The sequence below is a fragment of the Sorangium sp. So ce385 genome (assembly GCF_051474135.1).
Taxonomy (GTDB): domain Bacteria; phylum Myxococcota_A; class Polyangia; order Polyangiales; family Polyangiaceae; genus Sorangium; species Sorangium cellulosum_D.
The window spans coordinates 2,042,232-2,065,504 of the sequence record NZ_CP150337.1 but is presented as its reverse complement, the minus strand read 5'-3'; the positions used below and the strand labels follow the sequence as shown (position 1 = coordinate 2,065,504).

Here is a 23,273-nt window from a genome sequence, read left to right as displayed (position 1 = left end):
CGCCTGACTCGCACCTGGTTCAGCTGAAGCGCGCCCGGATCGGCGCGGGGCTCTCGCAGATCGGGCACGCGTCCGTGCGCTCGGCGATCTTGCCGCAGTCCTTGCAGTCGACGCGATAGCCGTGGAACCCGGGGTCGTGCAGCTCGACGCTCGTCTGCGCCTTGTCCGCGCGCTTTCCCTCGTACTTCACGCGCGCCGGCACGAGCGCGATGAAGCGCACCTCGATGTGCTCGCAGCGCGGGCACCGCTCCGGCACGGCGTACGCGTTGGTCGTCGTGAGCCCGCGCGCGAGGCCGCCTTCGGCGTGGCACCGCGGGCAGCGGTCGTCCGTGAACAGGAGATGCCGGCACCCGCCGCACGCGACCTCGTACAGCCCGTCGACGAACATCTCCCCCTTGTAGACCCACTTGACCGGGCCGACGGGCTCGCCCTCCATGAGCGGCACGAGCCCGTCCACATACGAGCGCAGGTTGAGCTGCCGTCCCCCGCACGCGGGACACCCCGCCTCGACCATCTCGGCAAACGCGCGCTCGGAGATCCTGCTCATGTGCGATCCCTTCTAGCACGCCCCGGCGGCGCGCGACCCCGGGGAACGCGTGGAGCCTCGGAGACGCTATCCCGGCCGCGTCACAGGCGGCGATCCCCGCCGGGCGAGGCCGCGGGAGCCGCCGGCGCCCTCGAATGCGCTGGCGCGCGCTGGCGCTACGGCCGGCAAACGGCGCAGCCCTCCGCGCTGGTGCACCCCGCCTCCCCCTGCCCCACGAGCTCGCAGACGCCGGAGCCGCACGACTCCAGATCGCGCCAGCGGCCGTTCTCGCAGCGCATGGAGCTGTAGAAGTTTTTGCAGGTGGTCGCGCCTTCCACCTCGCACGCCGTCTCTGGACGGGCCAGGTGATCGACGGTGGCTTGGGACACGACGCGCATCGCGAACTCCGCCGTGCTGGGCAGCGTCGCGGCGCCGGCCGCGCCGAGCTGCAGCTTGCAGGTTCCGGTCTTGAGGATCTTGATCGAAACCTCGCGGTGATCGCTCGCGTCCCAGTCGAGCTCTCCGTCCGGGCCCGTGCAGATGGACGGCGTGGCCGTCACCGCGCGCACCGGCAACGACTCGCAAGGTACCCCCTCCTTCAAGGCGGTGGCGGTGGGCAGGATCACCGTCCAACCAGGGCCCACCCTCGTCCCAGGGCCCAGCGCCCTGGTCCCGACGCGCTCCGTGAACGCGTGCACCGCGACGACATCGTTCGCGCCGTAGCTCTGAAGGCGGCCCCGAAAGCCCGGCAGCACGTCCGAAACGAGCTCGACCGAGCCCCCCTCGACCGGCGCGGTCCACGAGCAAGCCATCCGCGAGGAGTAGTCGATCCCCGAGCACGGCACGCCCTCGCCCCGCACCAGGCCCGGCAACACGCCGTCCAGCGGCTTGCCCCCGCCGTGCGGCACCACGTCGAACGTCAGCGTCTTGCCCGGCGGAACCCGCAGCGGCGCCTCCGCTTCCGCGCACCTCGGCGGCAGCGCGACCGCATCCACCTCGACGACCTCCACCTTCAGCTCCGCCACGCGCTCTGCGTCGCTGAAGCGGGCCCTCACGCGCACGTTCGCGCTCCCCGCCGCCAAGCCCTGCACCACCGGATGCGTCATGTCCGAAAGCAGCCCCTTCGGCACCTCCTCTTCCTCCGCGAAGCGCAACACCGACGGATCGTCGATCGCCAGCTCCAGCACCTCTTCCACCGTCTCCGTGCTGCAGAAGTTCACCTTCCCCCCGCCAACACAGCCATCCACCAGCCACAAGCTCGCGAAGCTCTGCTCCGCGATCGGATTCTGCGGCCCTTGCAGCCGCGCCTCCTCGTCGCTCGTGCAGCCCGTCCAGGTAGCCGCTCCGAGCGCGGCAACCAGCGCCAAGGCACCCCACCGCAACCGCGAGCCCAGCGCCTCACCCGCCCATCCATCCTTCATGGGTTTCATGAAAATCGCGGCTCAGCAAAGCGCGCGCCTGGCGCGACGCTCGGCGTTCGGCCGGCCTCGGAGGCGGGGTGTGAACGTCGCGTCACGGGTGGGGCGCTGTGCGGATCATGCCCGGGGTGGACGCGCGTTCCTGCGCTGCGCCAGCGCGCCGGGATGCATGGATGAGTTGCTGATACAGAATCGCGCTCCGCCGGGTGTCGGATCGCGTCGAAGGATTACCGGTCGGCCTGGCCGCGGAGGGCCGCCTGCTCGCCTTGCTCGCCGCGCAGGAAGGTCAGCGCCGCGCGGGCGAACGGCTCCTTCCACGCGCCGAAGATGGGCCCGTGTCCGCCGTTCGGCACGATCCACAGGCAGGAGCGCGGGATGGCGCGGACCATCTCCAGGGCGATCTCGGCGGGATAGAGGGGATCGCTGTCGCCGCTCACGATCATCGTCCGCGCGGTGATGGTCGACAGGTAAGGAGGCGTGAAGCTCATGTCGTCGTGGCTCTCGGCGAAGCGCCTCGGCTGGCGCCACAGCGCCCGGATCTGCGCGTCACCGAGCTTGTGGCGGCCCCGCATCTCCTCCCATTCCGCCTCCGATCGGCCCTCGTCGGAGACCTGCCGCATGATCGCCCTGGCCTGCTCGGGGAAGTAGGGAGCCGCGGACACGAGCACCATCGATTCTACGCGTCCCGGCTGCTGCGTGGCCAGGTGCAGCAGGGATTTGGCGCCGAGGCTGAGGCCCACGGCCCGGAACGTCGTCACCCCGAGGTGGTCGAGGAGGGCGAAGACGTCGAGGGCGCACTGGCGGATGGTCAGAGCGCCGGTCGGGTTGGTCGACCGGCCGTGCCCGCGCAGATCGGGGACGATGACGCGGTGATCGCGCGCCAGCTCGCCGAGGTCGAACACGTGGCCCCAGTCGCCGCCCACCCCGGTGAAGCCGTGGAGCAGCACGAGCGGCGGCCCCTCGCCGCGAAGCTCGCAGTACAGGTCGATGCCGTTGACGGACGCGGTCCGCCCGATGGCCGGCGCAGTTTCCATTCGCTCCTCCGATCGCTCGGCCGCGGCCAATCCGCAGCCGGATGCACCGGAGGGATAAGCGAAGCACTCCGCTCTTGATAGCTGTGCTCTTTGCGCATACAATGCGACTCGCCTGACGAGGGAACCGGCGGATGACGGGACGGCGCGATGCTCTGAGCAGACGTTCAGCTCTCGCGGGCACCTTGGCTTGGAGGAGCGCGCTCTTCAGCCCTCGAGGAAGCAGCGCAGGAACTCGTCTGCCTCGCGGAGGATGCGCGGAATCGAGGCCACGAGCTCGTGGCCGTCGTCCACCTCGACGAGCCGGACATGCCGCTTCCCCGCCGCGAACGTCCGCGAGAGCTCGATGTCCACCACCTCGTCGTTCCGACCGTGGACGATCAGCGTCGGGACCCGCACGTCGGGCCAGCCGCCCGAGCGGTCATCCACCTCGGCCGCGTCGAGGGCAAACCCGTAATCCACCCGGGCTCGCCGCTTCTCGGCGTAATCGTCGACCTCGAGCCACCCCCGCTCCTCCCAGGCCCGAAACGCCTCCTCGCCGAGCCGCCGCCGCCATCGCTCCATGATCCGGAACGCCGGCGCGAGCAGCACCAGCGCGCACACCCGCGCGTCCTCCTCGGCGACGCGGCACGCGGTGAGGCCCCCGAGGCTCGATCCCATCACCACGGCCCGCTCGCGCGCTCCGCCGAGCGCCTGCTTCACGGCGTCGATCATCGCGCGGAGGCGCAAGCGCTCGAACGAGGGCACCCGCAGGTCGAGCCGCTCGACGGCGACCCCGCGCCGCTCGTAGTGCGCGGCGATCTGGACGCCCTTGGTCGAGCTCGGGCCCGAGGCGAAGCCGTGCAGGTAGAGCCAGCGCGGGCCGACGGCGGAGGGCGGTGTCGTGCTCATCGAGGTGCGGGATAGCCTAGGACGAGCGCGCGGCGAGCGGCAAGCCGCGCCCCCTCGGCCAGCGCGACGCCACGACGGCCGGCCATGGGGGCCAATGGCCGGCCAAACTGAGGCGGAGGCCACGCCGCCACGGTGCGTCCGGCAGCGCACGAATTCCGCGCGCTCGCGCAATGCCGCGGCCATTCGCGCCAATCTGCGATCTTCCAGCCAGCGCGCATCCACGCCACCTCGCGGGCACAGGGAGTGCAAAAGGGCGGTCCGAACGCAACGCCCCCCTGCATGCTGCGCGCGGGGAGGGAAGCAGAACAGGGCCTCTCGGAGATGCGGTGCCGCGTCCGCGGCGTCGTTTGCCCCGCCACTGCGGGCGCAAGGGACGCCGTCGAGCGCGCAGCCATGAGGCTGGGACATGCGCCTTCACGTAGGCCCATGCGCCCCGCGCCCCCGACAGGCCTCGCCGACGGACCAGGAACGAGCCGTCGAGCGCCGGCCTGCGACCGGACATCGACGCTCGTGCAGCGCTGAACACACCTCGCCACAGGAGTTTCATCCGTGCAAAAGATCAAGACTCACGTCCGCTCATCGATCGCCATGAAGAGCAGCGCGCCGCGCGAGAGGCGCGCCGCGGGCGCAGCGCGCCGCCCCGGGACACTTCGCCGGATCGCGGCCTTCTCCGCGGCCGCCTGCCTGCTGTCGGGCATCGCGTCGTGCGTCGCAGAGCCCTCGGACTGGGTCGAGCTGACGCCGTCCGAGGCGACGTCGCCGCTCTATGCCCTGTCGACCGCTGTCTGGCCGACGACGAGCATCCCGGTGTGCTGGGAGACGGCGGGCAACGCGACCGAGAAGGAGTGGGTGCGCTCGGCCGTCAAATCCACGTGGGAGTCCACCACCGGCGTCGTCTTCGAGGGGTGGGGACAGTGCGACTCCAGCACGTCTTCAGGGATCCGGATCCGGACCGCAGACGAGTGGCCAGCGACCAGCGGCCTGGGTTCGCAGCTGAACAACGTGCGGAACGGCATGAGGCTCAATTTCTGGTATACGTTCTGGGCGACGAACTCGAAGGGGCAGCAGTATCAGCCGTTCAGCGGGTGCCAGGGCGCCGCCCGCGAGGGCTGCACCCGCTCGATCGCCGTCCACGAGTTCGGCCACGCGCTGGGCTTCGCTCATGAGCAGAACCGGCCGGACACGCCGGAGACGTGCACGGAGGCCCCGCAGGGCACGAACGGCAATCAGCAGATCGGCGACTGGGACCTCATGTCCGCGATGAACTACTGCAATCCGCAGTGGAACAACGGAGGCCGCCTGAGCACGGGCGACGTCGCGGGGGCCCGCCGCTTCTATGGCTATCCGGCGGCGCAGGATCAGCAGTTCGTGGCCGCCGACGTCGACGCCGACGGGCGCCGGGACATGCTCCAGCTGTGGAGGGGCTGGGCCTCCATTCCGACCTGCAAATACGCGAGCGGCTCGTTCACCTGCGCGAACCCGGGGGCCACGCTCTACGACTGGGGCGACCCCGCGCAGCAGTTCCTGACGGGCGACTTCGACGGCAACGGCCGGGCCGACGTCATCCAGGCCCACCGCAAGTGGAGCAGCATCCCGAGGTGCCTCTCGACCGGCAGCGGCTGGTCGTGCAGCAACCCCGCCGCGTCGATTCACGAGCACCCCGACGATACCGCCGAACAGCGATTCCTGGTCGGGCGGTTCAACGCGGATGGCCGCGACGACGTCATCCAGGTGTACCGGAAGTGGGCGAGCATCCCCCTCTGCCTGTCGACGAGCAGCGGCTGGTCGTGCAGCAACCCCGGCGCGACCATCTACGACTGGGACAGCCCGGAGCAGCAGTTCCTCACCGGCGACGTCAACGGCGACGGCCTGACCGACGTCATCCAGACCTTCCGCGAGTGGACGACCATCCCGTTCTGCCTGGCGAACGGGAGCGGCGGCTGGTCGTGCAGCAACCCCGGCGCGACCATCTACGATTGGGACAGCGCGGAGCAGCGGTTCCTGGTCGGCGATTTCAACGGCGACGGGCGGAGCGACGTCCTCCAGACGTACCGAGAATGGAGCTCCATCCCGCTGTGCCTCTCGACCGGCGGCGGCTGGTCGTGCAGCAACCCGGGCGCGACCATTTACGACTCGGGCTCGTACGAGCAGCAGTTCCTCACCGGGGACTTCAACGGGGATGGCCGGACGGACGTCGTGCAAGCCTACCGCGGCTGGCACAGCCTCCCGCTGTGCCTCTCGACCGGCAGCGGCTGGTCGTGCAGCAACCCCGGCGCGACCATTTACGACTCCGGATCGAACGAGCAGCGGTTCGTCGCCGCCGACGTCAACGGCGACGGGAGGACCGATATCATCCAGACGTTCCGCGGCTGGAGCTCTTACCCGGTGTGCCTCTCCACGGGATCGGGCTGGAGCTGCAGCAACGTCGCCGCCACCATCTACGACCCCGGCTACTGAGCCGCGCCCCTCCCCCGCAGCGCGCCTGCCCCCAGCGCCCGACGCGGCGGCGGGCGCGCTGCCCCCTCGCCTCCCTCCTGGCGACGCTCGCCGCGCCGCCGTCGCGGGAGCGCTCGCCCGCGAGCGCGGGCGCGTCAGATCCGCGGCAGATCGAGCGCCCGGATGCCCTCGCGGATGCGAGGGTACTTGAGCTCGAACCCGAGGCGCTTCAGGCGCGTGTTCCTGTGGACCATGTTCGCGCTGAGCTGCCCGGAATAGAACGGCGGGAGGAGCTCCCGGAGCGCGTCCTCGGACAAGAGGCTCACCGTCGGCGATTTTCCGATGGCCTCGCTCATGTAATCGACGAAGCGGCTCATCGGGGCGGGCTCGTCGTCCGCCACGATGACCTCGCGGCCGAGCGCGTCGAGCCGGGCGCCGTCGACCGCCATCAGGAACTCGAGCGCCCTCACGCAATCCTCGATGTGAAGATAAGGCCAGATGGCGGGCGGGTCGCGCAGGACGATCGGCTCGGCCGTCTGGATCGCGCGAAGGCAGTGCTCCAGAAACCAGGTACCGCGGCCATAGACGCCGCCCGGGAAGGCCGCGACCCAGTCGAGGTCCTGGCCGAGGCTCCGCAGCGCCTGGACCCCGAGCGCATAGGAGGCGCCAAGGCCGGTCGGCCGCCTCGTCGGCACGGTCTCGTCGAGCGAGCCGCCCTCCTCGGTCCGGCCGTAATACGATGAGCCGAACACCACGAGAGCCCGCCGCAGCCGGCGCGCGTCGAGCGCGCGGAGGAGGCAGCGATCCATGGCCGAGCGCTCCGACGGGCGGCTGCCGATCGACGGCTGAGCGCAGTGGACGACGTACGCCGCCCGGGCGGCCGCCTCCCGCCAGGCGCCGACCTCGTCGAGGAGATCGCCGAACACCGGCTCACCGCCCGCCGCCCTCACCCGCGCCGCCCCCTCCGCGCTCCGCACCAGCCCGCGCACCGGGCCCCAGGGGCTCCCGGGGCGCGTGAGGTGCTTGATGAGGTTCGAGCCGATAAAGCCGCTGCCGCCGCACACGAACACGCCGTCAGAGCCAGTGGTCATCTCTCCCCCCGAGATGCGGGGCGCCGGCGGGGCTCCGAGGCCCGGCGCGCTGCCCGTGTGATGCAAAATTACACGGATCGCGGCGGTGGACGCAAGCGGCTCGCACCGCGAGGATCGGTGAGGGAGAGGCGGAGAGAAAGGCGAGTCATCTCCGGTTTATCCAACTCCCTTTCCCAACGTCGAAGCCGGCTCCCACGCCCGGAGGTCGTTATTTTCGTGCGATATCTGGCTACCGCCGCGCGCAACGGACGTACAACGGACGTACAACAGCCGCACGATGACCGCGACGACCCGGTGACCCGATCGGCGCCGCGCAGCCCTTCCGCTCCGGCAGGACGATGCGGTATGACGCGCCGGAGACGCCATGATCCGCTCCGCCACCGCCGCCGACGTCCCCACCATCGCCCGCCTCATCCGGATGCTCGCCGAGTACGAGCGGCTCGCGCACGAGGTCGTCTTCGACGAGAAGGAGCTCGAGGCGCACCTCTTCGGCCCGAGGTGCGCGGCGGAGGTCGTCCTGGCCGAGGCGGAGGGGGTCGCGGTCGGCTTCGCCCTCTTCTTCCAGAGCTTCTCCACCTTCCTCGGCAAGCCGGGGATCTACCTCGAAGACCTCTTCGTGCTCCCCGAGCACCGCGGAGCAGGCCACGGCAAGGCCCTCCTCGTGCACCTGGCGAGGCTCGCGGTCGAGCGCGGCTGCGGGCGCTTCGAGTGGTCCGTGCTCGACTGGAACGAGCCCGCCATCGGCTTCTACCGGAAGCTCGGCGCCAGGCCCATGGACGACTGGACCGTCTACCGCCTCACGGGCGAGGCGCTCGCCAGGCTCGCCCAGGGCTGAAGAGCTCGCCGCCCGCCCCGGCCCGCCGCCGGTGCAGCGACGCTGGACCGCTACAGGCGCCGCTCGACCCGGGCGGCCCCCTCCTGCCCGACGGAACGATGCGGTCGCGCCGGATGGGCGCGCTCTGCCGTCCCCCCTACGATGGCGAGCATCTGTCGGGGGCAGCGCACGTCGGGAGGTTGTCTGATGCAGTCGCAGGAGGAGTCCGCGTCCGGTGGTGAGTTCGAGTTCGACATCGGAGTGTTCAACCTGGATGAACGCGGCCTGGACGCGCAGCCCTTCGGGATCATCCGACTGAACCGCGAGGGCACGGTGCTCTCCTACAACCTCTACGAGGAACGCCAGGCCCGCCGGAAGCGAGAGGATGTCGTAGGAAAGAACTTCTTCACCGACATCGCCCCCTGCAGCCGGGTCAAGAAGTTCTATGGTCGGTTCCTGGTCGGGGTGGAGCAGCGCGAGCTCAACGCCACCTTCGGCTTCGTGTTCCACTTCCCGCACAAGACACGGCACGTCGACGTCTCGCTGTTCTACAAGGCGGCCGCGCGTCAAGAGGGCGACACGGTCTGGGTCATCATCCGCGGCTGAGCGGCGGGGCTCGGGGCAAGAGCGGGCTCGGGCGCTGCTCGTGGGGGCGCAGCGGAGCAGCAGCGGCTGCTGCCGGGGCAGCAGCGGCCGCGAATCTCGCGTCGATCGCGGTCGCGCGGGCGCGCGGGCCACGGCGCGCGCGCCGTGGCGCGGGTGTTGCTGGAGCGGCGCACGCTGGTGTCGGTGGCGCGGCTCCCGGGCTCGGTCGCGACATGCGCTGTTGCTCATCGAGCGTGAGCCCACACTGCCCATCGAGGGTCGCCGCAGGCGTCGAATGTCCTCCAATCAACTCACCGGGCTCGGCGTGCTGCGCCACCGGAGCTTCTCGTTCTACCTCGCGTCGAGGCTGCTCTCCGCGATCGCGGTGCAGATGCAGAGCGTCGCGATCGGCTGGCAGGTCTACGCGCTCACCGGCGACGTCTTCGATCTCGGCCTCATCGGCCTCGCCCAGTTCGCGCCGTTCTTCGCCCTGATCCTCGTCGCCGGGCAGGCGGCGGACCGGTTCGACCGGCGCCGCATCATCACCGTCGGCCTCGGGGTGGAGCTCTTCTGCTCCGCGCTGCTGCTCGCGTTCACGCTGTCGGGCCTCAAGGTGGTGTGGCCCGTGTTCGCGGTGCTGGTGCTGTTCGGCAGCGCGCGCGCCTTCATGATGCCGGCGCAGCAGGCGATCCTGATGAACCTCGTGCCGGCCGACAGCTTCGGCAAGGCGGTCGCGCTCAGCTCGTCGAGCTTCCATGTCGCGGTCATCGTCGGGCCGACGCTGGGCGGGCTCCTCTACCTCGCCGGGTCGACGATCGTGTACACGATCGTCGCGGCGCTGCTCCTCGTCTCCCTCCTGCTCATGGGCTTCGCGCAGGCGACCCAGCAGGCCAGGCGGAGCGAGCCGGCGTCCCTCGACGCGGTGCTGGAGGGGCTGCGCTTCGTGGGGTCGAGGCCGGCGGTGCTCGGCGCGATCTCGCTCGACCTGTTCGCCGTGCTGTTCGGCGGCGCGGTCGCGCTCCTGCCCGCGTACGCGCGCGACGTGCTCCACGCCGGCCCGACCGGCCTCGGCATGCTCCGCACCGCGCCGGCCGTCGGCGCCGCGCTCACCGCGGGCGTCCTCGCCTTCCGGCCGATCACGCGGCACGTCGGGCGCTGGATGTTCGGCGGCGTCGCGGTGTTCGGGCTCGCCACGATCGGCCTCGGGCAGACGCAGAGCTTCCCCCTCGCGCTCGTCGCCCTGTTCCTCGTCGGCGCGGGCGACATGGTGAGCGTCTATATCCGCCACATCCTCGTGCAGTTCGAGACGCCGGACGCGATCCGCGGGCGGGTGAGCGCGGTCAACGCGGTGTTCATCGGCGCCTCGAACGAGCTCGGAGAGTTCGAGTCTGGCCTCACCGCCGGCTGGTTCGGCCTGCTCCCCGCCATCCTCCTCGGCGGCAGCGCCACCCTCGTGGTCGCCGCGCTGTGGGCCCTCGGCTTCCCCGTGCTGAGCCGCATGGACAGCTTCCCGCACGCGAAGCGGGACGTCGAGGAGAGCGAAGGCCGGGCCGGGGAGCCGGAGGCCGCCGCCGCGGCGTGAGGGCGGGCGCGCGGCCGCGGCGCCGCGCGCGCCTCACCGGGGCGGAGCGCTACTCGGCGCGGAGCGCCTCGATCGGATCGAGGCGCGCGGCGCGGTAAGCCGGGTAGAAGCCGAACACCACGCCGATCGTGGCCGAGAGGCCGAGGCCGAGGGCGATCGACCAGAGCTCCACGTGGAAGGCCCAGCGGCCGACCACCTGCGCGAGCAGCGCGCCGGCGAGCCACGACAGGCCCACGCCCGAGAGCACGCCGAGCGCGCCCCCGAGCAGCGACACGGCCGCCGCCTCGCACAGGAACTGCAGCAGGATCGCGCGGGGGGAGGCGCCGACCGCGCGGCGGATGCCGATCTCCCGCGTCCGCTCGGTCACGGTCACCAGCATGATGTTCATGATGTTGATGCCCCCCACGATCAGCGCGACGACGCCGGTGCTGAGCAGCAGCATCTTGATGATGTCGAGGACGAGCGTCTCCTGGGCGTGGCTGTCCTTGTCCTCGATCTTGAAGTTCTTCACCCCGTGGTGGCGGCGCAGGAGCGTCGCGTCGATGACGCCGCGGAGCGCGGCGAGCGGCGAGCGGACGGCCGCGAGCGGGTCCTGCCGCACGTAGATGCGGCCGGTCGTGTGCGCCGGCGCGTACAGCGCGTCGTAGGTCGTCTCCGGGACGAGGACCTTGCGGTTCCAGATGTTCGTGTCGTCCGTGGAGCCGAGGATCGGCCGGTCCTTGAGCACGCCGACCACCGTCCACACATGGCCGTCGGCCGTCATGTGGACCGGCTCGGCCTCCGCGGCCCGCGCGGGAGGGCCGCCGAAGAGCTCGGCCCAGACCTCGTGGCCGACGACGCACACGCGCCGCCGCGCCGCGAGATCCGCCTCGCCGAGGAACCGGCCCGCCGCGAGCTCGAGGTCGTAGAGCGCGGGCGCGGCCGGCGCCGCGCTGACGAGCGTGACGCGCTTCTTCTTGCGGCCGGCGCGCGCCTCCGTGGGGCGCGCCGACTCGCTCAGGGCCGAGGCGCCGCCGAGGGCGCGCGACCCGGCGAGCGCGCGGGCGTCGTCCCGCGAGAGGTCGCGCCGGGTGCGCCGCCGGTCCTTGACGCTCACCTCGGCGGGGTGGACCTGGATGAGGTCGGCCTCCACGGCCTGCTGGCTCGCCCGGAGCAGCGCCTCCTCGCCGCCCGCGAGGAGCGAGGCGAGCAGCACGATCGAGCCGGTGCCGATGATGATGCCGAGCAGGGTGAGCGCGGCGCGGGTGCGGTCGGCCACGACCGCGCGCGTGGAGTGGAGGAGGTCGGCGAGCCTCATCGCCGCATCGCCGCCACCGGGTCGAGCCGGCCCGCGCGCCGGGCCGGCAGCCACCCGAAGAGCACGCCCACGCCGGAGGAGACGACGAGCGCCGCGATCACCGCCGTCGTCGAGATCGCGCCGACCCACGCCGGCGTGAAGCGGCGGATGATCGACGAGGCGAGCCCGGCCGCGATCGCGCCGCCGGCGACCCCGAGCAGGCCGCCCGCGCCGGAGAGCAGCGCCGCCTCGCACAGGAACTGCGCGCTGATGTCGCCCGGCGCCGCCCCGAGCGCCTTGCGGATGCCGATCTCGCGCACGCGCTCGGAGACGCTGACGAGCATCATGTTCATCACGCCCACGCCGCCGATGAGCAGCGCGACGCCGGCGATGAGCCCGACGATCGCCTTCATCGTGGCGAACATCGCCTCGAACTGCTCCATGATGCTGCTGAAATCGTAGAGGGTGAAGTCGTCGACGCCGTGGTGGCGCTCGACGAGGAGCGCGTTGACGATGCGCTTCACCGGGTCGTTGTTGCGGACGTCGTCGGTCTTGAGGACGAGGAGCGCCGAGGTGCGCACGTCCTTCTCGACGTCCGCCGCGGTGTCGATCGGGGCGACGAGCAGGTCGTCCCAGCTGAAGCCGAAGTTGACGCCCATCCGCTCGCTCGCGGCCAGGACGCCGATGACGCGGCAGCGCAGGGCCCCGACCGTGACCCACCGGCCGATCGGGTCGCCGCGCCAGAGCCGCGCGGCGAGCTTGGGGCCGGCGACGCAGACGCGGGCGCGGCGGCGGTCCTCCTCGTCGGAGAAGGCGCGGCCGCGGCCGATGGGCATCCGGAAGGCGTCGAGGAAGCCGCTGTCGGCCGCGACGAGATCGGTGCGGTCCTCGGCGCCCTCGTCGGAGGTGACGTCGCGCGAGCCGAGCATGGCGTAGAGGGTGTGCTCGGCGACGTGGGGGATGCCGCGCGCGAGCTGGTCGCGGTCCTTGCGGGTGAAGCCGGTGACGTACATCGCCTTCTTGCGCTCGGCGCGCACCGGCTCCTTCGGCGCGATGAGGATGAGCCGCGCCCCGCCGAGCTGCTCGATGCCGCGGCTCAGCGTGAGCAGGCCGCCCTCGGCGAGCGAGGTCATGAGCACGATGGCGAAGGCGCCGATGGTGATGCTGAGGACGGTGAGGAGCGACCGCAGCTTGTGCGCCGAGAGCGCCTTCGCGGCGATCGCGAGGTAGACGGCCCACCTCACATCTTGGTCTCGTTCTCGGCCGCGGAGGGCGGGTTGATGAGCACGCGGGCCCCCTCCGGGACGCCGCTCAGGATCTCGACCTCGCGGTCGTTGCGCGCGCCGAGCGCGACCTCGACCTGCTCGGTGGTCGGCTCGCCGTCGGGCCCGTCGACCACGCGCGTGACGAGCTGCTTGCCGCCGTCGGCGGAGACGGCCTCGATCGGCAGGGAGACCACGCCCGGCCTGCTCTCGAGCCGGATGCGCACGTCGGCGGTCATGCCGGGTTTGATGAGGCCGTCGACCTGGGAGAGCTCGGCCTCGACCGGGAAGACGTCGACCTCGCGCCCCTCGAGCTTCACCGAGGCGGGCGCGATCTTTGTGACCTTGGCCGCGTACGTCTTGCCGGGCAGGGCGTCGAGCGTCAGGGTCGCCGGCTGGCCTGGGGCGACCTTGGCGACGTCGATCTGGTTGAGGTCCACCTTGACCACGAGCGTCGAGAGGTCGGCCACGGTGAGCAGCGCCTTGCCCTCGAAGGTCGACTGGACCCCTGGGGTGACGACCTCGCCGGGCTCGATGTTGCGCTGGATCACGGTGCCGTCGAGGGGCGAGTAGATCTTCGTGTAGCGGAGCTGGTCGCGCGCGGCGCTGAGCGCGACCTCGGCGAGCCGGACGGCGATGGTCTTCTCGGCGAGCTCGTGCCTGGCGAGGTCGAGGTCCTCGGAGGTGGTGACGCTGGCCTCGACGCCGGCGGTCCGCCGCTCGACGACGCGCTTGGCGAAGGCCGCGGCGGCCCGGGCCCGGGCGAGCTCGGCCTCGGCGCGGGCGACCTCGCGCGCGTTGTCGGTCGGGTCGAGCACGAGCAGGAGCTGGTCCTTGGCGATCCTGGCGCCCTCGTCCGCGAGGACCTCGGCGACCTGGCCGGCGACCTTGGATTTGATCTCGACCTGCTCGCGGGCCTCGATGCGGCCGGTCTCGAGGATCTCGACGGCGAGGTCGCCGCGCTTCGCGGTCACGACGAGCGCCGGGTCGATGGGCGGGGGGCCGCCGCCGGCCTTGGCGACGACGGCGGCGCCGACCCCGGCGAGCGCCAGGGCGGCGATGAGCCACGGCCAGAGGCGCCGCCGCCGGCGGGCGCTCACGAGGGGCCTCCGGGGGGCGGCGACGAACGTCCAGGAACCGACGATGGCGGTCCAGGAACCGACGACGCCGAGACGTCCACGCGCCGGCCGCGGGGGCCGGTGTCCTCGACGATGGCGCCGTCGCGGAACGTGACGACGCGCGTGGCGTAGGCGGCGATCGAGGGGTCGTGGGTGACGACGATGACCGTCATGCCCTGCGCGTGCAGGGCGCAGAAGAGCTCCATGACCTGCTGGGTGGTGGCGGAGTCGAGCGCGCCGGTCGGCTCGTCCGCGAGCAGGAGCGGCGGCTCGTTGACGATCGCGCGGGCGATGGCCACGCGCTGCTGCTGGCCGCCGGACAGCTGGTTCGGCAGGTGGTGCGACCGGTCCGCGAGCCCGACGCGTTCGAGGGCGCGCGCGGCCCGCTCCCGCCGATCGGCCGGGCGGACCCCGGCGTAGACCATGGGCAGCTCGACGTTGGCGAGGGCGCTGTCGCGCGGCAGGAGGTTGAACGACTGGAAGACGAACCCGATCTTGCGGTTGCGGAGCCGCGCGAGCTCGACCTCGTCGAGCTCCTCGACCGGCTCGTCGTCGAGCAGGTACCGGCCGGCGGTCGGCCGGTCGAGCGTGCCAATGACGTTCAGCGTGGTCGATTTGCCCGACCCCGAGGCGCCCATGATGGCGACCATCTCGCCCCGGGAGAGCTCCAGGGAGACACCGCGGAGCGCCTGCACCTCCACCTCGCCCATCCAGTAGACCTTGGTGATCGCCGCGAGCTTCACGAGTGGAGACATGGGGGTTCTCGGAGGCGGCCGGCGCGGCCGTCCCTAGCGGCCGCGGCAGCTCAGCCCGCCTGCGTACGCCTGAGCTTCTACGTCGTGCCGGTCTTGTTGTCTTCCTTCGCAGGCCGCCGCACCGGCGGACGCACCGTGACGTAGGCGAGAGGGAGCAGCGACGCAACCGCCGCGCACCGCGGCGACGCTCGGCCGCCTCGAGGCCACGCCTGCCAGGCCCCCGTCCCTCGCTTCGCCGAAGGAGGAGCCGGAGGGAGCGCGCGGGACTGCGATCGGAACGCGCCCGCATGGCGCGATTTCCGGGCTCCCACCCGGTTGCGTTTGTGCATAGCATTACGGCTCACATGCTCGAGCTCTCCTTCGAATCGGGCGAGGACTCGCTCTCCGTGCGTCGCTTCGCCGTACGCGAAGCGCTGTCCACGTTGTTCTCCGTGTCGATCGAAGCCCGGTCTACGAGCGAGGATCTCGATTTCGAAGGAATCGTGGGTAAGGGTGCGTCCTTCAGGATGCGCGATCGTGTTCTCGATGCCGACGGCGGCGAGGGCGGTCGCCTGTTTCACGGGATCTGCGCCTCGATGGAGCTGCTGCGGGTCGAGCCGAACGGCCTCTCAACGTACGCGCTGACGATCGTGCCCGCGCTGTGGCTGCTCTCGCAGCGCCGCAATTATCGCGTCTTCCAGCACCGGAGCGTCCCGGAAATCATCAAGGCGATCCTCGCGGAGTGGAACATCGAGGCCGATTGGCGAGTCGATGCCACCCAGCATCCGAAGCTCGAGTACCGCGTCCAGTACGGCGAGAGCGACCTCGACTTCGTGAGCCGACTGAGCGAGGAGGCTGGCATTACCTTCCTCTTCGCCGGACAAAGGGAGCGAAAGGACGGGCCGCAGCTCGTGTTCTCGGACGATCTGCGCGCGCTCGCGTCGGGCGAGCGGAGGACGGTGCCGTTCATGGACGACCCGAGCACGGCCGCGGGAGCGCCGTTCGTCACCGAGGTCCGGCTTAACCAGCAGGTGCGTCCTGGCCGCTTCACCATCCGCGACTTCGACTTCCGGAGGAGCCCCGAGTACCAGCTCTTCGCGGGCGCGGCGATCGGGACGCCGGAGGCGCGGCTCGAGCAGTATCACTACCTTCCGGGCTCCTTCGTGGTGGAGACGGCGGCGCGCGGCGGGAGCACCCCCGTTGCGGATGGCGTGGGTGCGTCGCGCCACGACGAACGAGCCGGGAAGATCCGCGCCGAGCGTGCGCTGGGGCAGGAGCGGATCTCGCGGCGCGCGGTCACGTTCCGCACCAATGTCGATCTTTTGCCGGGCGAGACGTTCTCGCTGGTGGGCCATCCGAGGGCGGACCTCGCGGCGGACAAGCGGTTGCTCGTGGTCGAGATGTCCATGGAGGGGACCCACGACGGCGAGTGGGCGCGCGCTGGCCGTGCGGTCTTCGTCGGACCCGACCAGCCTTTCCTCCCGCCGCTCCGGGCGCCGAGGCCGCGGATCCACAGCGTGCAGAGCGCGGTGGTGGTCGGGCCCAAGGGGCAAGAGATCCATACGGATGAGTTCGGCCGCGTGCGCGTGCAGTTCCACTGGGATCGCGAGGGGCGCTTCGACGAGCACAGCTCGTGCTGGATCCGCGTCAGCCAGGGCTGGGCTGGCGGCGCGTACGGAATGATGGCCCTCCCCCGCGTCGGGCAGGAGGTGCTGGTCGGGTTCATTGAGGGCGATCCGGATCAGCCGATCGTTGTGGGCCGGGTGTACAACAACACGGCGCGCGTTCCGTACAAGCTGCCCGAAAGCAAGACGGTCAGCACCTGGAAGAGCAGCTCCTCGCCGGGGCTCGAGGGCTCGAACGAGATCATGTTCGAGGACGCGAAGGGCGCGGAGCTCGTCTACATGCAGGCCGAGCGGAACCTCGAGAAGCTGGTCAAGGTGGATGAGGCGGTCACGATCGGCAACAACCGCAACAAGGTGGTGAAGGCCAATGAGACGATCGCCGTCGGGGGGAGCCGCACGGCGATGATCGGGAATGTGGATGAGGCGGATGTCGGGGTGAGACATGCGGTCGCGATCTCGGGCGGAGCCGGGGCGACCGGGGTCGAGATGGTCGACCGGAGGATCGCGTGGACGACCGGGGAGGCGACGATCACCCTCGAGGGGCCCAACATCACGCTGGAGGCGGCGGCTGGGATCCTGTTGAAGGCGGCGAGCGATATCGCGCTGGAGGCGGACGCGAACATCACGGCGAATGCGACCGTGAACCTGACGCTGAAGTCCGGGTCGAAGCTCGTCGTGAGGTCCGAGGGCGGCGATGTGGTGATCCAGGGCGGGCCGATCGTGCGGATCAACCCGGAGGTGGGCGGCAAGCCGTTGCGGGGCGAGGATGGGGTGCCGATCTCGGTGGAAGTCCCGCCCGGGGTGGACCTGGAGGAGGAGATCGAGAAGGCCGAGGAGCATGCTCGCTTCGATCGCGATGCTCCCGCGTGGTTCGCCGAGATGACCAAGCCGGGGGGCGAGTGGGATTATGGCAGGCTCGGCGAGCGGTATGCGGGGTTCAGCAATTTCCATTACGGCGTGATGGGGAAGGCGATGGGATTCCCCGAGGGGACGCTGCTCCGGCACGCGGGGATGCGCCGGAAAGCGCGCGGCGACGCGAAGCCGGAGTGGGGTGACCCCGGCAACGGCGTGTGGGGCGGCACGTATCCGTACGGGGCCCCCGTCGAGGACCAGGAGATGGTGAAGAAGGGGTTCAAGTACTACGACGACAACTTTGCGTAGGTTGTGCGTGGAAAGGCGGGCAGATGGGGGAGAGCGAAGACAGCGAAAACGGCAGGGTGATCGCGGAGCGCCTCCCTGACCTCGGCGCGTGGGAGTTCTACACGCTCGCGTTCGAGGACAGCGGCGATACGGTTTGCAAGGTGGCGCTCCGGATGGGCGCCCTGGATGGCGTGGAGTACGGTATATTCCGCGGCGAGGACGGCGAGCCCAGCGCCACGGGCACGATCGCGCCGCCGGGGAGTTGGTCGGACGAGGCGCGAGAGGACGCACTCAAAGAGATCCTCACTATCTACTCGGGTCAGCTACCGGAGTTACGTGGGGGCGTGGCGTTCGATTTTTACGGGGAGCGGGAGGAGGACTACGATGATGATGAGAGTGCTCATGACGGCGACGATTCGTGATGCACTGCCGTCCCGGAGAATCCACTGATGCTCGCGGCGGCCCGTGTCGGTGACAAGCATGTATGTCACAAATCCGATCCGGTTGCGCATAAGGGTGGTGAGATCCTCGATGCAGGCAGCCGAACTGTCTTCATCGGCGAAATGAATGCCGCACGCGTCGGCGATAAGGCATGGTGTGAAGGAGGAGCCTACGACGTCATTGTCACTGGCGAACCAACGGTGCTGATCGGGGAGCGCCCCGCCGCCCGGCTAGGGGACGCGACTGATGGCGGTCACATTACGAGTGGCTGCACCACGGTCCTAATCGGCCCACACCCGCAGGTGGAATTGCTCCGAGAGGCGGCCCGCTCTGGCGCGCCATTCTGCGAGAAGGTCGTCCGCGTCCGGCTGGAGGGGCGCGATGAGTAGCACGATCGACAGGGATGAGATGGGGTTCTCCTCAAAGGAGGAGCTTGTGCAGTTGCTCCAACGCCACGAGCCGCTCTACGCCATGCTAGACGCCGCGCGGGATCCGGCCGTCTTGAAGTTGGTAAATGATTCCAAGGAACGGTCCCGGTCACTGTACGACGGCCGCCGGGGTGAGCAACTGGCCGAGGTGGCCCCCTATCTCGTCCGTTTGTCGGCTGGTTCGACGCTGTTCGAGCGGCTGGTATGGAAGGGATGGGGTCAGAGTTGGGGCGTGTTTATTGCGTGCGCTGCACCCTTCGATGACTTGCGTAGGCATCTTCGGCGCTTCCTCGTAGTACAGACAGAGGACCGGCAAGCGCTCTATTTCCGCTTCTACGATCCGCGCGTACTCGCACCTTTTCTCGACACCGCGACGAATGAGGAGCGGAGCGCCTTGTTCGGACCAGTGTCCGCGTTTTTGATGGAGGGGCGGTGCGAGGGAACGGTACTCCAATGGCTGTCGGCCGAAGCTCCCACCCTGCAGCCGGACGCACCGTGGGAGTTGCTGACGATCCGTGACACGCAAGTGAATTCATTCTCGCAGAGCCTGTTGGAACGATTCATCGATCGAATGGAGATGACGCCCCAGCTCCCTGCGTGGGTTCGCGGCAACCGCACGATGATCCGCGAGGAAGTCGATCGCGCGCGCCGCTACGGGATCGGGTCCGAGCGTGGGCTGGAGCGTTATCTCATGATTACGTCGGTCCTTGAACCTGGATTCGACCTACGGGTGCCCTGGGCGCGCAGAGAACTGCGGCGCGAAGGTGCAGATGAGCGACGGAAGTTGCGGCGGCTTGAGCACCATCTGCAGCGCGCCGGAAGTCGAGCCATGCTGGCCGCTGGTTCCGCGCAGCCCAAAGACTCGCAACACAAGCTTCGCTAAATCATTGAGGAGCCCATCGCATTCACAATCGATACCATGCATAAGACTAAGCCGGCGCACGCAGGTGCGCCTCAGCAACAACAAACAGAGAGACACGCATGCCTAGCTCGTCAATGGATTACGTAATAAGACAGGGCCCGACCACGGCATCCATCACATCGAGACATGTCACCGGTTCCGGCACAAAGCAATGTCGATGCACAATGACGCCCAAAGCCGCAGCCCCAGCGAAAGGCGGAAACCTCAGCTCGTACCTCCCCGCCGCCGATTACAAAAATCAGCACGACCCGTTTAGAGTCGGCAAGAACAGAATAAGGAATCCCAAGGGCAAGAAGAAGGATGACTGGGGATTTCCACTGAAACAAGGCCAAAAAGTTCCGCTCTTTGATGGGATCAAAAAGAACAACGGAAGCAAAAACAATGACACGGCCCCGAAGGTGAGACGCGGCTACATCAGGGACAAGATCGTGAGACTCAATTGGGGCACTCAGAAGACGATGCCCTATAAAGGCAGGAGGACCCAATTCGTTTATGCATGGTACGTAAAACTCGAAGACGAAGACCAAGAAATCCCCCTCGACAACAAGGGCCGATCCGGCTGGGTTCCACTCCTGCCGAGATACTTCAAAGACTATCTCGTTTTGAAGCGCATCGTGATCTGCATGAAGAGGTGCGTTGATGCTTACGAGCGCAGTCCCGCGAGGAGTCATCCGCGAAAATCGCTATCCAGCAGCACTATTGAATACGTCATTAGCACGATTAAACCCGCGCGACAAATGAAGTACAACAATCTACACACGACTCGCAAACTGAACGAGGGTAGCGACAGGGCCGACCACTACCTTCCCCGAACGCCCGATCGTCTGAGCCGGGATGGATACGTAAACCTCTGTTACAACTTGCCAGAGCAACACGGAATGTCTACAGACACGGTACGTGTAGGCACCAGTTTTTTTGCGTGTGTGGGTTCGAAAAAATTCGCCCATCGAGTTAGCGTTCCATTATATAAGATTAAGAAAATAGATGGAAAGAATAAATCAAAACTTCACAAACAAAGACTTGTTTTTATATATGGATACATCACCTTCCACGACGGCCGCGATCCCAAGACGCGCAGATACGGATGGATATCGCGCGCTTCGCTGAAGAAAAAGAAGACAAGCTGATCCGTATGGCATCTGTTCATCCCTGTGTCTCGCCGCCAAGGTCGTCAGGTGAGGAGCTACGTCGCGTCGTTGCATCCCTGCCGAAAATTGACCAGAAAGCGCTGCCGGTGCGATGTGCTGACCGGCGTCGACGGGGATTCTGATCGCCGCATCCCCGCGATGTTCTTGACTACGAGATCGACGCCAGTCTCCTCGCAGTCAGCGGTAGCTTGCCTGTCATCGAATCGTATGCGTTGACTTGATTGAACTCGTCCGATTGGGCGGCTGCTTCCGATAGCGAGCAGATTTCTGACACTGCTTTAACACACCACGCCGAGAGCGTCACCTCCGCGCCGGTCTACCGACAACTCGCCCCAACGCCACCGCCCGCAGCGCGCTCGGGTGCACCTCGAACTGGTCGAGCTGCAGCCTCACCTCCACCACCGCCCGCGTCCTGAACCGCTGGAACATCGGCAGCTCCTTCGCGAGCCGCTCCGGCAGGTACGTCGGAATCGCCTCCCCCGCCCCGGCTCCCCCGCCTGCCCCTGCCCCCGCGGGCGTGAGCAGCGCCCGGATCCACGTCTGCCCCAGCACCGTCCGCTTCTGATAGTGCCGCTGCTCCAGGAGCAGCCGCTCGGTATGCGCCTCCAGGTACCCCGGCGGCAGCCCCCGCGCGGTCTGCACGAACGCCTCTCGCAGCCGCGTCGTGTACCCCTCAAGCCCGGCGCTCCCCTTCTCCAGCCACGGAGACTTGAGCAGCTCGCCGATCGTGTCGCTCTGCTCCTTGAGCCGCTTGTCCCCCGCGGTGAAGGGCGCGACGAGCGCCATCGTGGCCTCCAGCGTCTGCTTCTCGTCGAAGGGGAACTCTAACGCGCCGTCCACAAGCACGAGCGGCGGCGCGAAGGTGCCGTCCTCCATCGCCGCCGCGAGCTCCTCGGCGAGGCCCGCCACGCCGGCCGGATCGCCACCGCGGAGCACGGCAAGCACGTCGCGGCGGTCCTTCGCCTCCTGCCGCTTCTCGCGTGGCTCCGCGTCGTTGACCTCTTCGTCGCGGGCGCGCGCCTTGACGTCGGCGATGATCTTCTTCCAGGCTGGGTGCTTGCGGATCCGCGCGACCTGCTCGGGATCGAACCAGAGCAGCTCGATGACGTCCGCGCCATGCGAGGACGCCTCCGGGCGCGAGGGCGCAGGCGCGGGGATCGCTGCAGGCGCACGGCCCTCCCCTCCCGAAGCCTCCCTCTTCGAGGCACCGCCCCCCCTGCCGGCAGCCGCTTCAGAGCCGTTCTCAGTCGCGCTCCCCGGAGGCACCCAGGCGCCTATTTTCGCCTTCGGCTTCGGAGCCGCTGGCAGCACAGGCTCGAGCGGCCCGAGATCCGGCGCGGCCGCCTGTGCGCTCGCCACGAGCGGTGCAGCTACGGCTTTGCCGAGCACCGCGGCCTCGCCCCAGGAGAGCCGTGCCGCCGAGGCCTCCAGGCCGGCGTTGCCCAACGGCACCATCCCGGGCGGCGGAACCGGAGGTGGCGGAAGCAGGGATGTCGCCTCGGGCTGCGAGGGGGCCGGCGGCCGCGCGAAGGGCAGCGGCGATTGCCCGGCGCTCCGCGCAGCCATGCTCTGCGACCTCGGTTCCAGCCGGTGAGCGCCCCACTCGTCCCGCAGATCGACCGTCCCCGTGCCGTCCTTGATCGCGTCGGGCACGTAGCGCTTGAGGTCCGCCCATTCGACCGAACGCCCGCGTTCCACGGTCGCAACGAGGACCCTCCCGGGCTGCTCGGGATGTTGCAGCGGGACGACGCCGCGCCAGGTCAGCGTGTAGACCGCGCGATCCGTGTCGATCCAGAGCGTGTCGCAGACCATCTGGATCTCGCGTGCCTCGCTTCCGTCGCCGGGCTCCACGCAGGCGCGCGCGCGAAGGCCAGCCAGCGCGGTCTCGAGCCGCGCATGCTCGCGGTGCAGGTTCTCGAGGACAAGGCGCTCGTCGCCGCGGAGCACCTGGATCTGCTGGTCTGCGGGAGCCGCATTGAACCAGCTGGTGTCGAGATCCTCCGGCATCGGCCGCCGATGCCAGTCCCTCTCTGACCAGACCGTGCGGTTGACGAGCTTCCTCGCACGCTCAGGCCAGCTCGGCGCGATGGGCCCGAAACCTACCGGCGGGATCCGCGTGCTCCGATCCCCGAGCCGGAAGCCACGCGGCTGGAGGTTCGGGATCCGCACCAAGCCCTGGGCGTCGAGACGTCCAGGATGACCCATGCCCACCGGGTTCCAGGTCTCCGGACCCCCTGCAGCGCGCTCGTAGCGCAGAGGCATCGAGCTGAACCGCGGGCCCTCGCGGAGCTTGCCCTCCGCGGTCCAGGCTCGATCGCAATAGATCTCGATCGATTTGTCGACGCTCCCGATGGCGAGCCGCGCGACGAGCGCGTGGACCGGCTCCCTGCGCGGCGCGAACGCGCTGCCGACAAGGAGCACGTCGGCACGAGGCTTAAACGGGACGAGATCGCTCGGCGAATGGAGGCTACGTGCAGGATCTCCGTCCCAGTGCTTGTCGTTGTCGTTTGGGCGCTCCTGCTCGCCCGCGAGCGGAGACACATCCGGAAGCAGGCTGAACGTGGCCTTGCAGATGACGGTCTGCGCCCAGTCGCCGCGAGAGCGGCGCCAGAGGAGCGAGGCGGTGCAGAGGGGCCCGAGGGCAACGACGTCCATGCGCGGTCCAGAAAGCAGCATACTGCCACAGCCTCAGGACCGCGCGCCCATTCTCCGCGCGCCGCGCCGGCGCCGGCCACGTGCTCAACATCGCGCGAATCTCGCCGCTCCGCCGCGTCCATCGACCCGACGTGCGTCTACCGCGGTGCA

19 protein-coding genes are annotated in these 23,273 nt (G+C 69.3%); 9 read left to right on the top strand and 10 right to left on the bottom strand.

Features of this window, described 5'->3' with window-relative positions:
• Positions 1–19 precede the first annotated feature (19 nt).
• The 4 genes from WME83_RS07575 to WME83_RS07560 form a co-directional block, all read right to left on the bottom strand.
• Positions 20–547 carry a hypothetical protein gene (locus tag WME83_RS07575; RefSeq protein WP_437318582.1) on the bottom strand — a complete coding sequence of 176 codons (528 nt, stop codon included), beginning with the start codon at positions 545–547 and terminating at the stop codon, positions 20–22.
• Between the two features lie 155 nt (positions 548–702).
• A complete protein-coding gene (locus WME83_RS07570) occupies positions 703–1,893 on the bottom strand; it encodes a hypothetical protein (RefSeq protein ID WP_437318581.1) in 1,191 nt (396 codons plus the stop codon).
• A gap of 278 nt (positions 1,894–2,171) precedes the next feature.
• Positions 2,172–2,978, bottom strand: coding sequence for an alpha/beta fold hydrolase (locus tag WME83_RS07565; protein WP_437318580.1), 807 nt, complete (start codon positions 2,976–2,978; stop codon positions 2,172–2,174).
• 204 nt (positions 2,979–3,182) lie between these two features.
• A complete protein-coding gene (locus tag WME83_RS07560) occupies positions 3,183–3,866 on the bottom strand; it encodes a YqiA/YcfP family alpha/beta fold hydrolase (RefSeq protein ID WP_437318579.1) in 684 nt (227 codons plus the stop codon).
• 549 nt (positions 3,867–4,415) lie between these two features.
• Between WME83_RS07560 and WME83_RS07555 the strand changes: the two genes are divergently transcribed.
• Positions 4,416–6,323, top strand: coding sequence for an FG-GAP-like repeat-containing protein (locus WME83_RS07555; protein ID WP_437318578.1), 1,908 nt, complete (start codon positions 4,416–4,418; stop codon positions 6,321–6,323).
• Positions 6,324–6,457: 134 nt separating this feature from the next.
• On the opposite strand, the gene WME83_RS07550 is transcribed toward WME83_RS07555, so the two are convergent.
• Positions 6,458–7,393 (bottom strand): NAD-dependent epimerase/dehydratase family protein, encoded by a 936-nt coding sequence (locus tag WME83_RS07550; RefSeq protein WP_437318577.1) that lies wholly within the window; start codon positions 7,391–7,393, stop codon positions 6,458–6,460.
• Positions 7,394–7,757: 364 nt separating this feature from the next.
• Between WME83_RS07550 and WME83_RS07545 the strand changes: the two genes are divergently transcribed.
• From WME83_RS07545 to WME83_RS07535, 3 genes are all read left to right on the top strand, one after another.
• Positions 7,758–8,228, top strand: a complete 471-nt coding sequence (locus WME83_RS07545; protein WP_437318576.1) for an N-acetyltransferase family protein — start codon at positions 7,758–7,760, stop codon at positions 8,226–8,228.
• Positions 8,229–8,414: 186 nt separating this feature from the next.
• Positions 8,415–8,813 (top strand): PAS domain-containing protein, encoded by a 399-nt coding sequence (locus WME83_RS07540; RefSeq protein ID WP_437318575.1) that lies wholly within the window; start codon positions 8,415–8,417, stop codon positions 8,811–8,813.
• A gap of 274 nt (positions 8,814–9,087) precedes the next feature.
• Positions 9,088–10,374, top strand: a complete 1,287-nt coding sequence (locus WME83_RS07535; protein ID WP_437318574.1) for an MFS transporter — start codon at positions 9,088–9,090, stop codon at positions 10,372–10,374.
• A 49-nt stretch (positions 10,375–10,423) separates the two neighbouring features.
• Here the strand turns inward: WME83_RS07535 and WME83_RS07530 are convergent, their stop codons facing one another.
• The 4 genes from WME83_RS07530 to WME83_RS07515 are packed head-to-tail and all read right to left on the bottom strand — an operon-like array spanning position 10,424 to position 14,785.
• Positions 10,424–11,671 (bottom strand): ABC transporter permease, encoded by a 1,248-nt coding sequence (locus WME83_RS07530; RefSeq protein WP_437318573.1) that lies wholly within the window; start codon positions 11,669–11,671, stop codon positions 10,424–10,426.
• Entirely contained in the window at positions 11,668–12,894 is a 1,227-nt protein-coding gene (locus WME83_RS07525; RefSeq protein ID WP_437318572.1) for an ABC transporter permease, read from the bottom strand. Before WME83_RS07525 ends, WME83_RS07530 begins: the two co-directional genes overlap by 4 nt.
• Positions 12,891–14,012 (bottom strand): efflux RND transporter periplasmic adaptor subunit, encoded by a 1,122-nt coding sequence (locus WME83_RS07520; RefSeq protein ID WP_437318571.1) that lies wholly within the window; start codon positions 14,010–14,012, stop codon positions 12,891–12,893. The genes WME83_RS07525 and WME83_RS07520 overlap by 4 nt, the downstream gene beginning before the upstream one ends.
• Positions 14,009–14,785 (bottom strand): ABC transporter ATP-binding protein, encoded by a 777-nt coding sequence (locus WME83_RS07515; RefSeq protein WP_437318570.1) that lies wholly within the window; start codon positions 14,783–14,785, stop codon positions 14,009–14,011. Before WME83_RS07515 ends, WME83_RS07520 begins: the two co-directional genes overlap by 4 nt.
• A 287-nt stretch (positions 14,786–15,072) precedes the next feature.
• On the opposite strand from WME83_RS07515, the gene tssI reads away from it, so the two are divergent.
• The 5 genes from tssI (at position 15,073) to WME83_RS07490 (ending at position 20,447) form a co-directional block, all read left to right on the top strand.
• On the top strand, positions 15,073–17,550 hold the full coding sequence (gene tssI, locus WME83_RS07510) for a type VI secretion system tip protein TssI/VgrG (RefSeq protein ID WP_437318569.1): 2,478 nt from the start codon (positions 15,073–15,075) through the stop codon (positions 17,548–17,550).
• Between the two features lie 23 nt (positions 17,551–17,573).
• Complete coding sequence (locus WME83_RS07505) at positions 17,574–17,951, top strand: hypothetical protein (RefSeq protein WP_437318568.1); 378 nt, start codon at positions 17,574–17,576, stop codon at positions 17,949–17,951.
• Positions 17,952–17,978: 27 nt separating this feature from the next.
• On the top strand, positions 17,979–18,359 hold the full coding sequence (locus WME83_RS07500) for a PAAR domain-containing protein (RefSeq protein ID WP_437318567.1): 381 nt from the start codon (positions 17,979–17,981) through the stop codon (positions 18,357–18,359).
• Complete coding sequence (locus WME83_RS07495; protein ID WP_437318566.1) at positions 18,352–19,281, top strand: DUF4123 domain-containing protein; 930 nt, start codon at positions 18,352–18,354, stop codon at positions 19,279–19,281. Before WME83_RS07500 ends, WME83_RS07495 begins: the two co-directional genes overlap by 8 nt.
• Before the next feature lie 203 nt (positions 19,282–19,484).
• Positions 19,485–20,447 (top strand): hypothetical protein, encoded by a 963-nt coding sequence (locus WME83_RS07490; protein WP_437318565.1) that lies wholly within the window; start codon positions 19,485–19,487, stop codon positions 20,445–20,447.
• 321 nt (positions 20,448–20,768) lie between these two features.
• Here WME83_RS07490 and WME83_RS07485 read toward each other — a convergent pair whose 3' ends face one another.
• On the bottom strand, positions 20,769–23,144 hold the full coding sequence (locus WME83_RS07485; protein WP_437318564.1) for a DUF2169 domain-containing protein: 2,376 nt from the start codon (positions 23,142–23,144) through the stop codon (positions 20,769–20,771).
• Between the last annotated feature and the right edge of the window lie 129 nt (positions 23,145–23,273).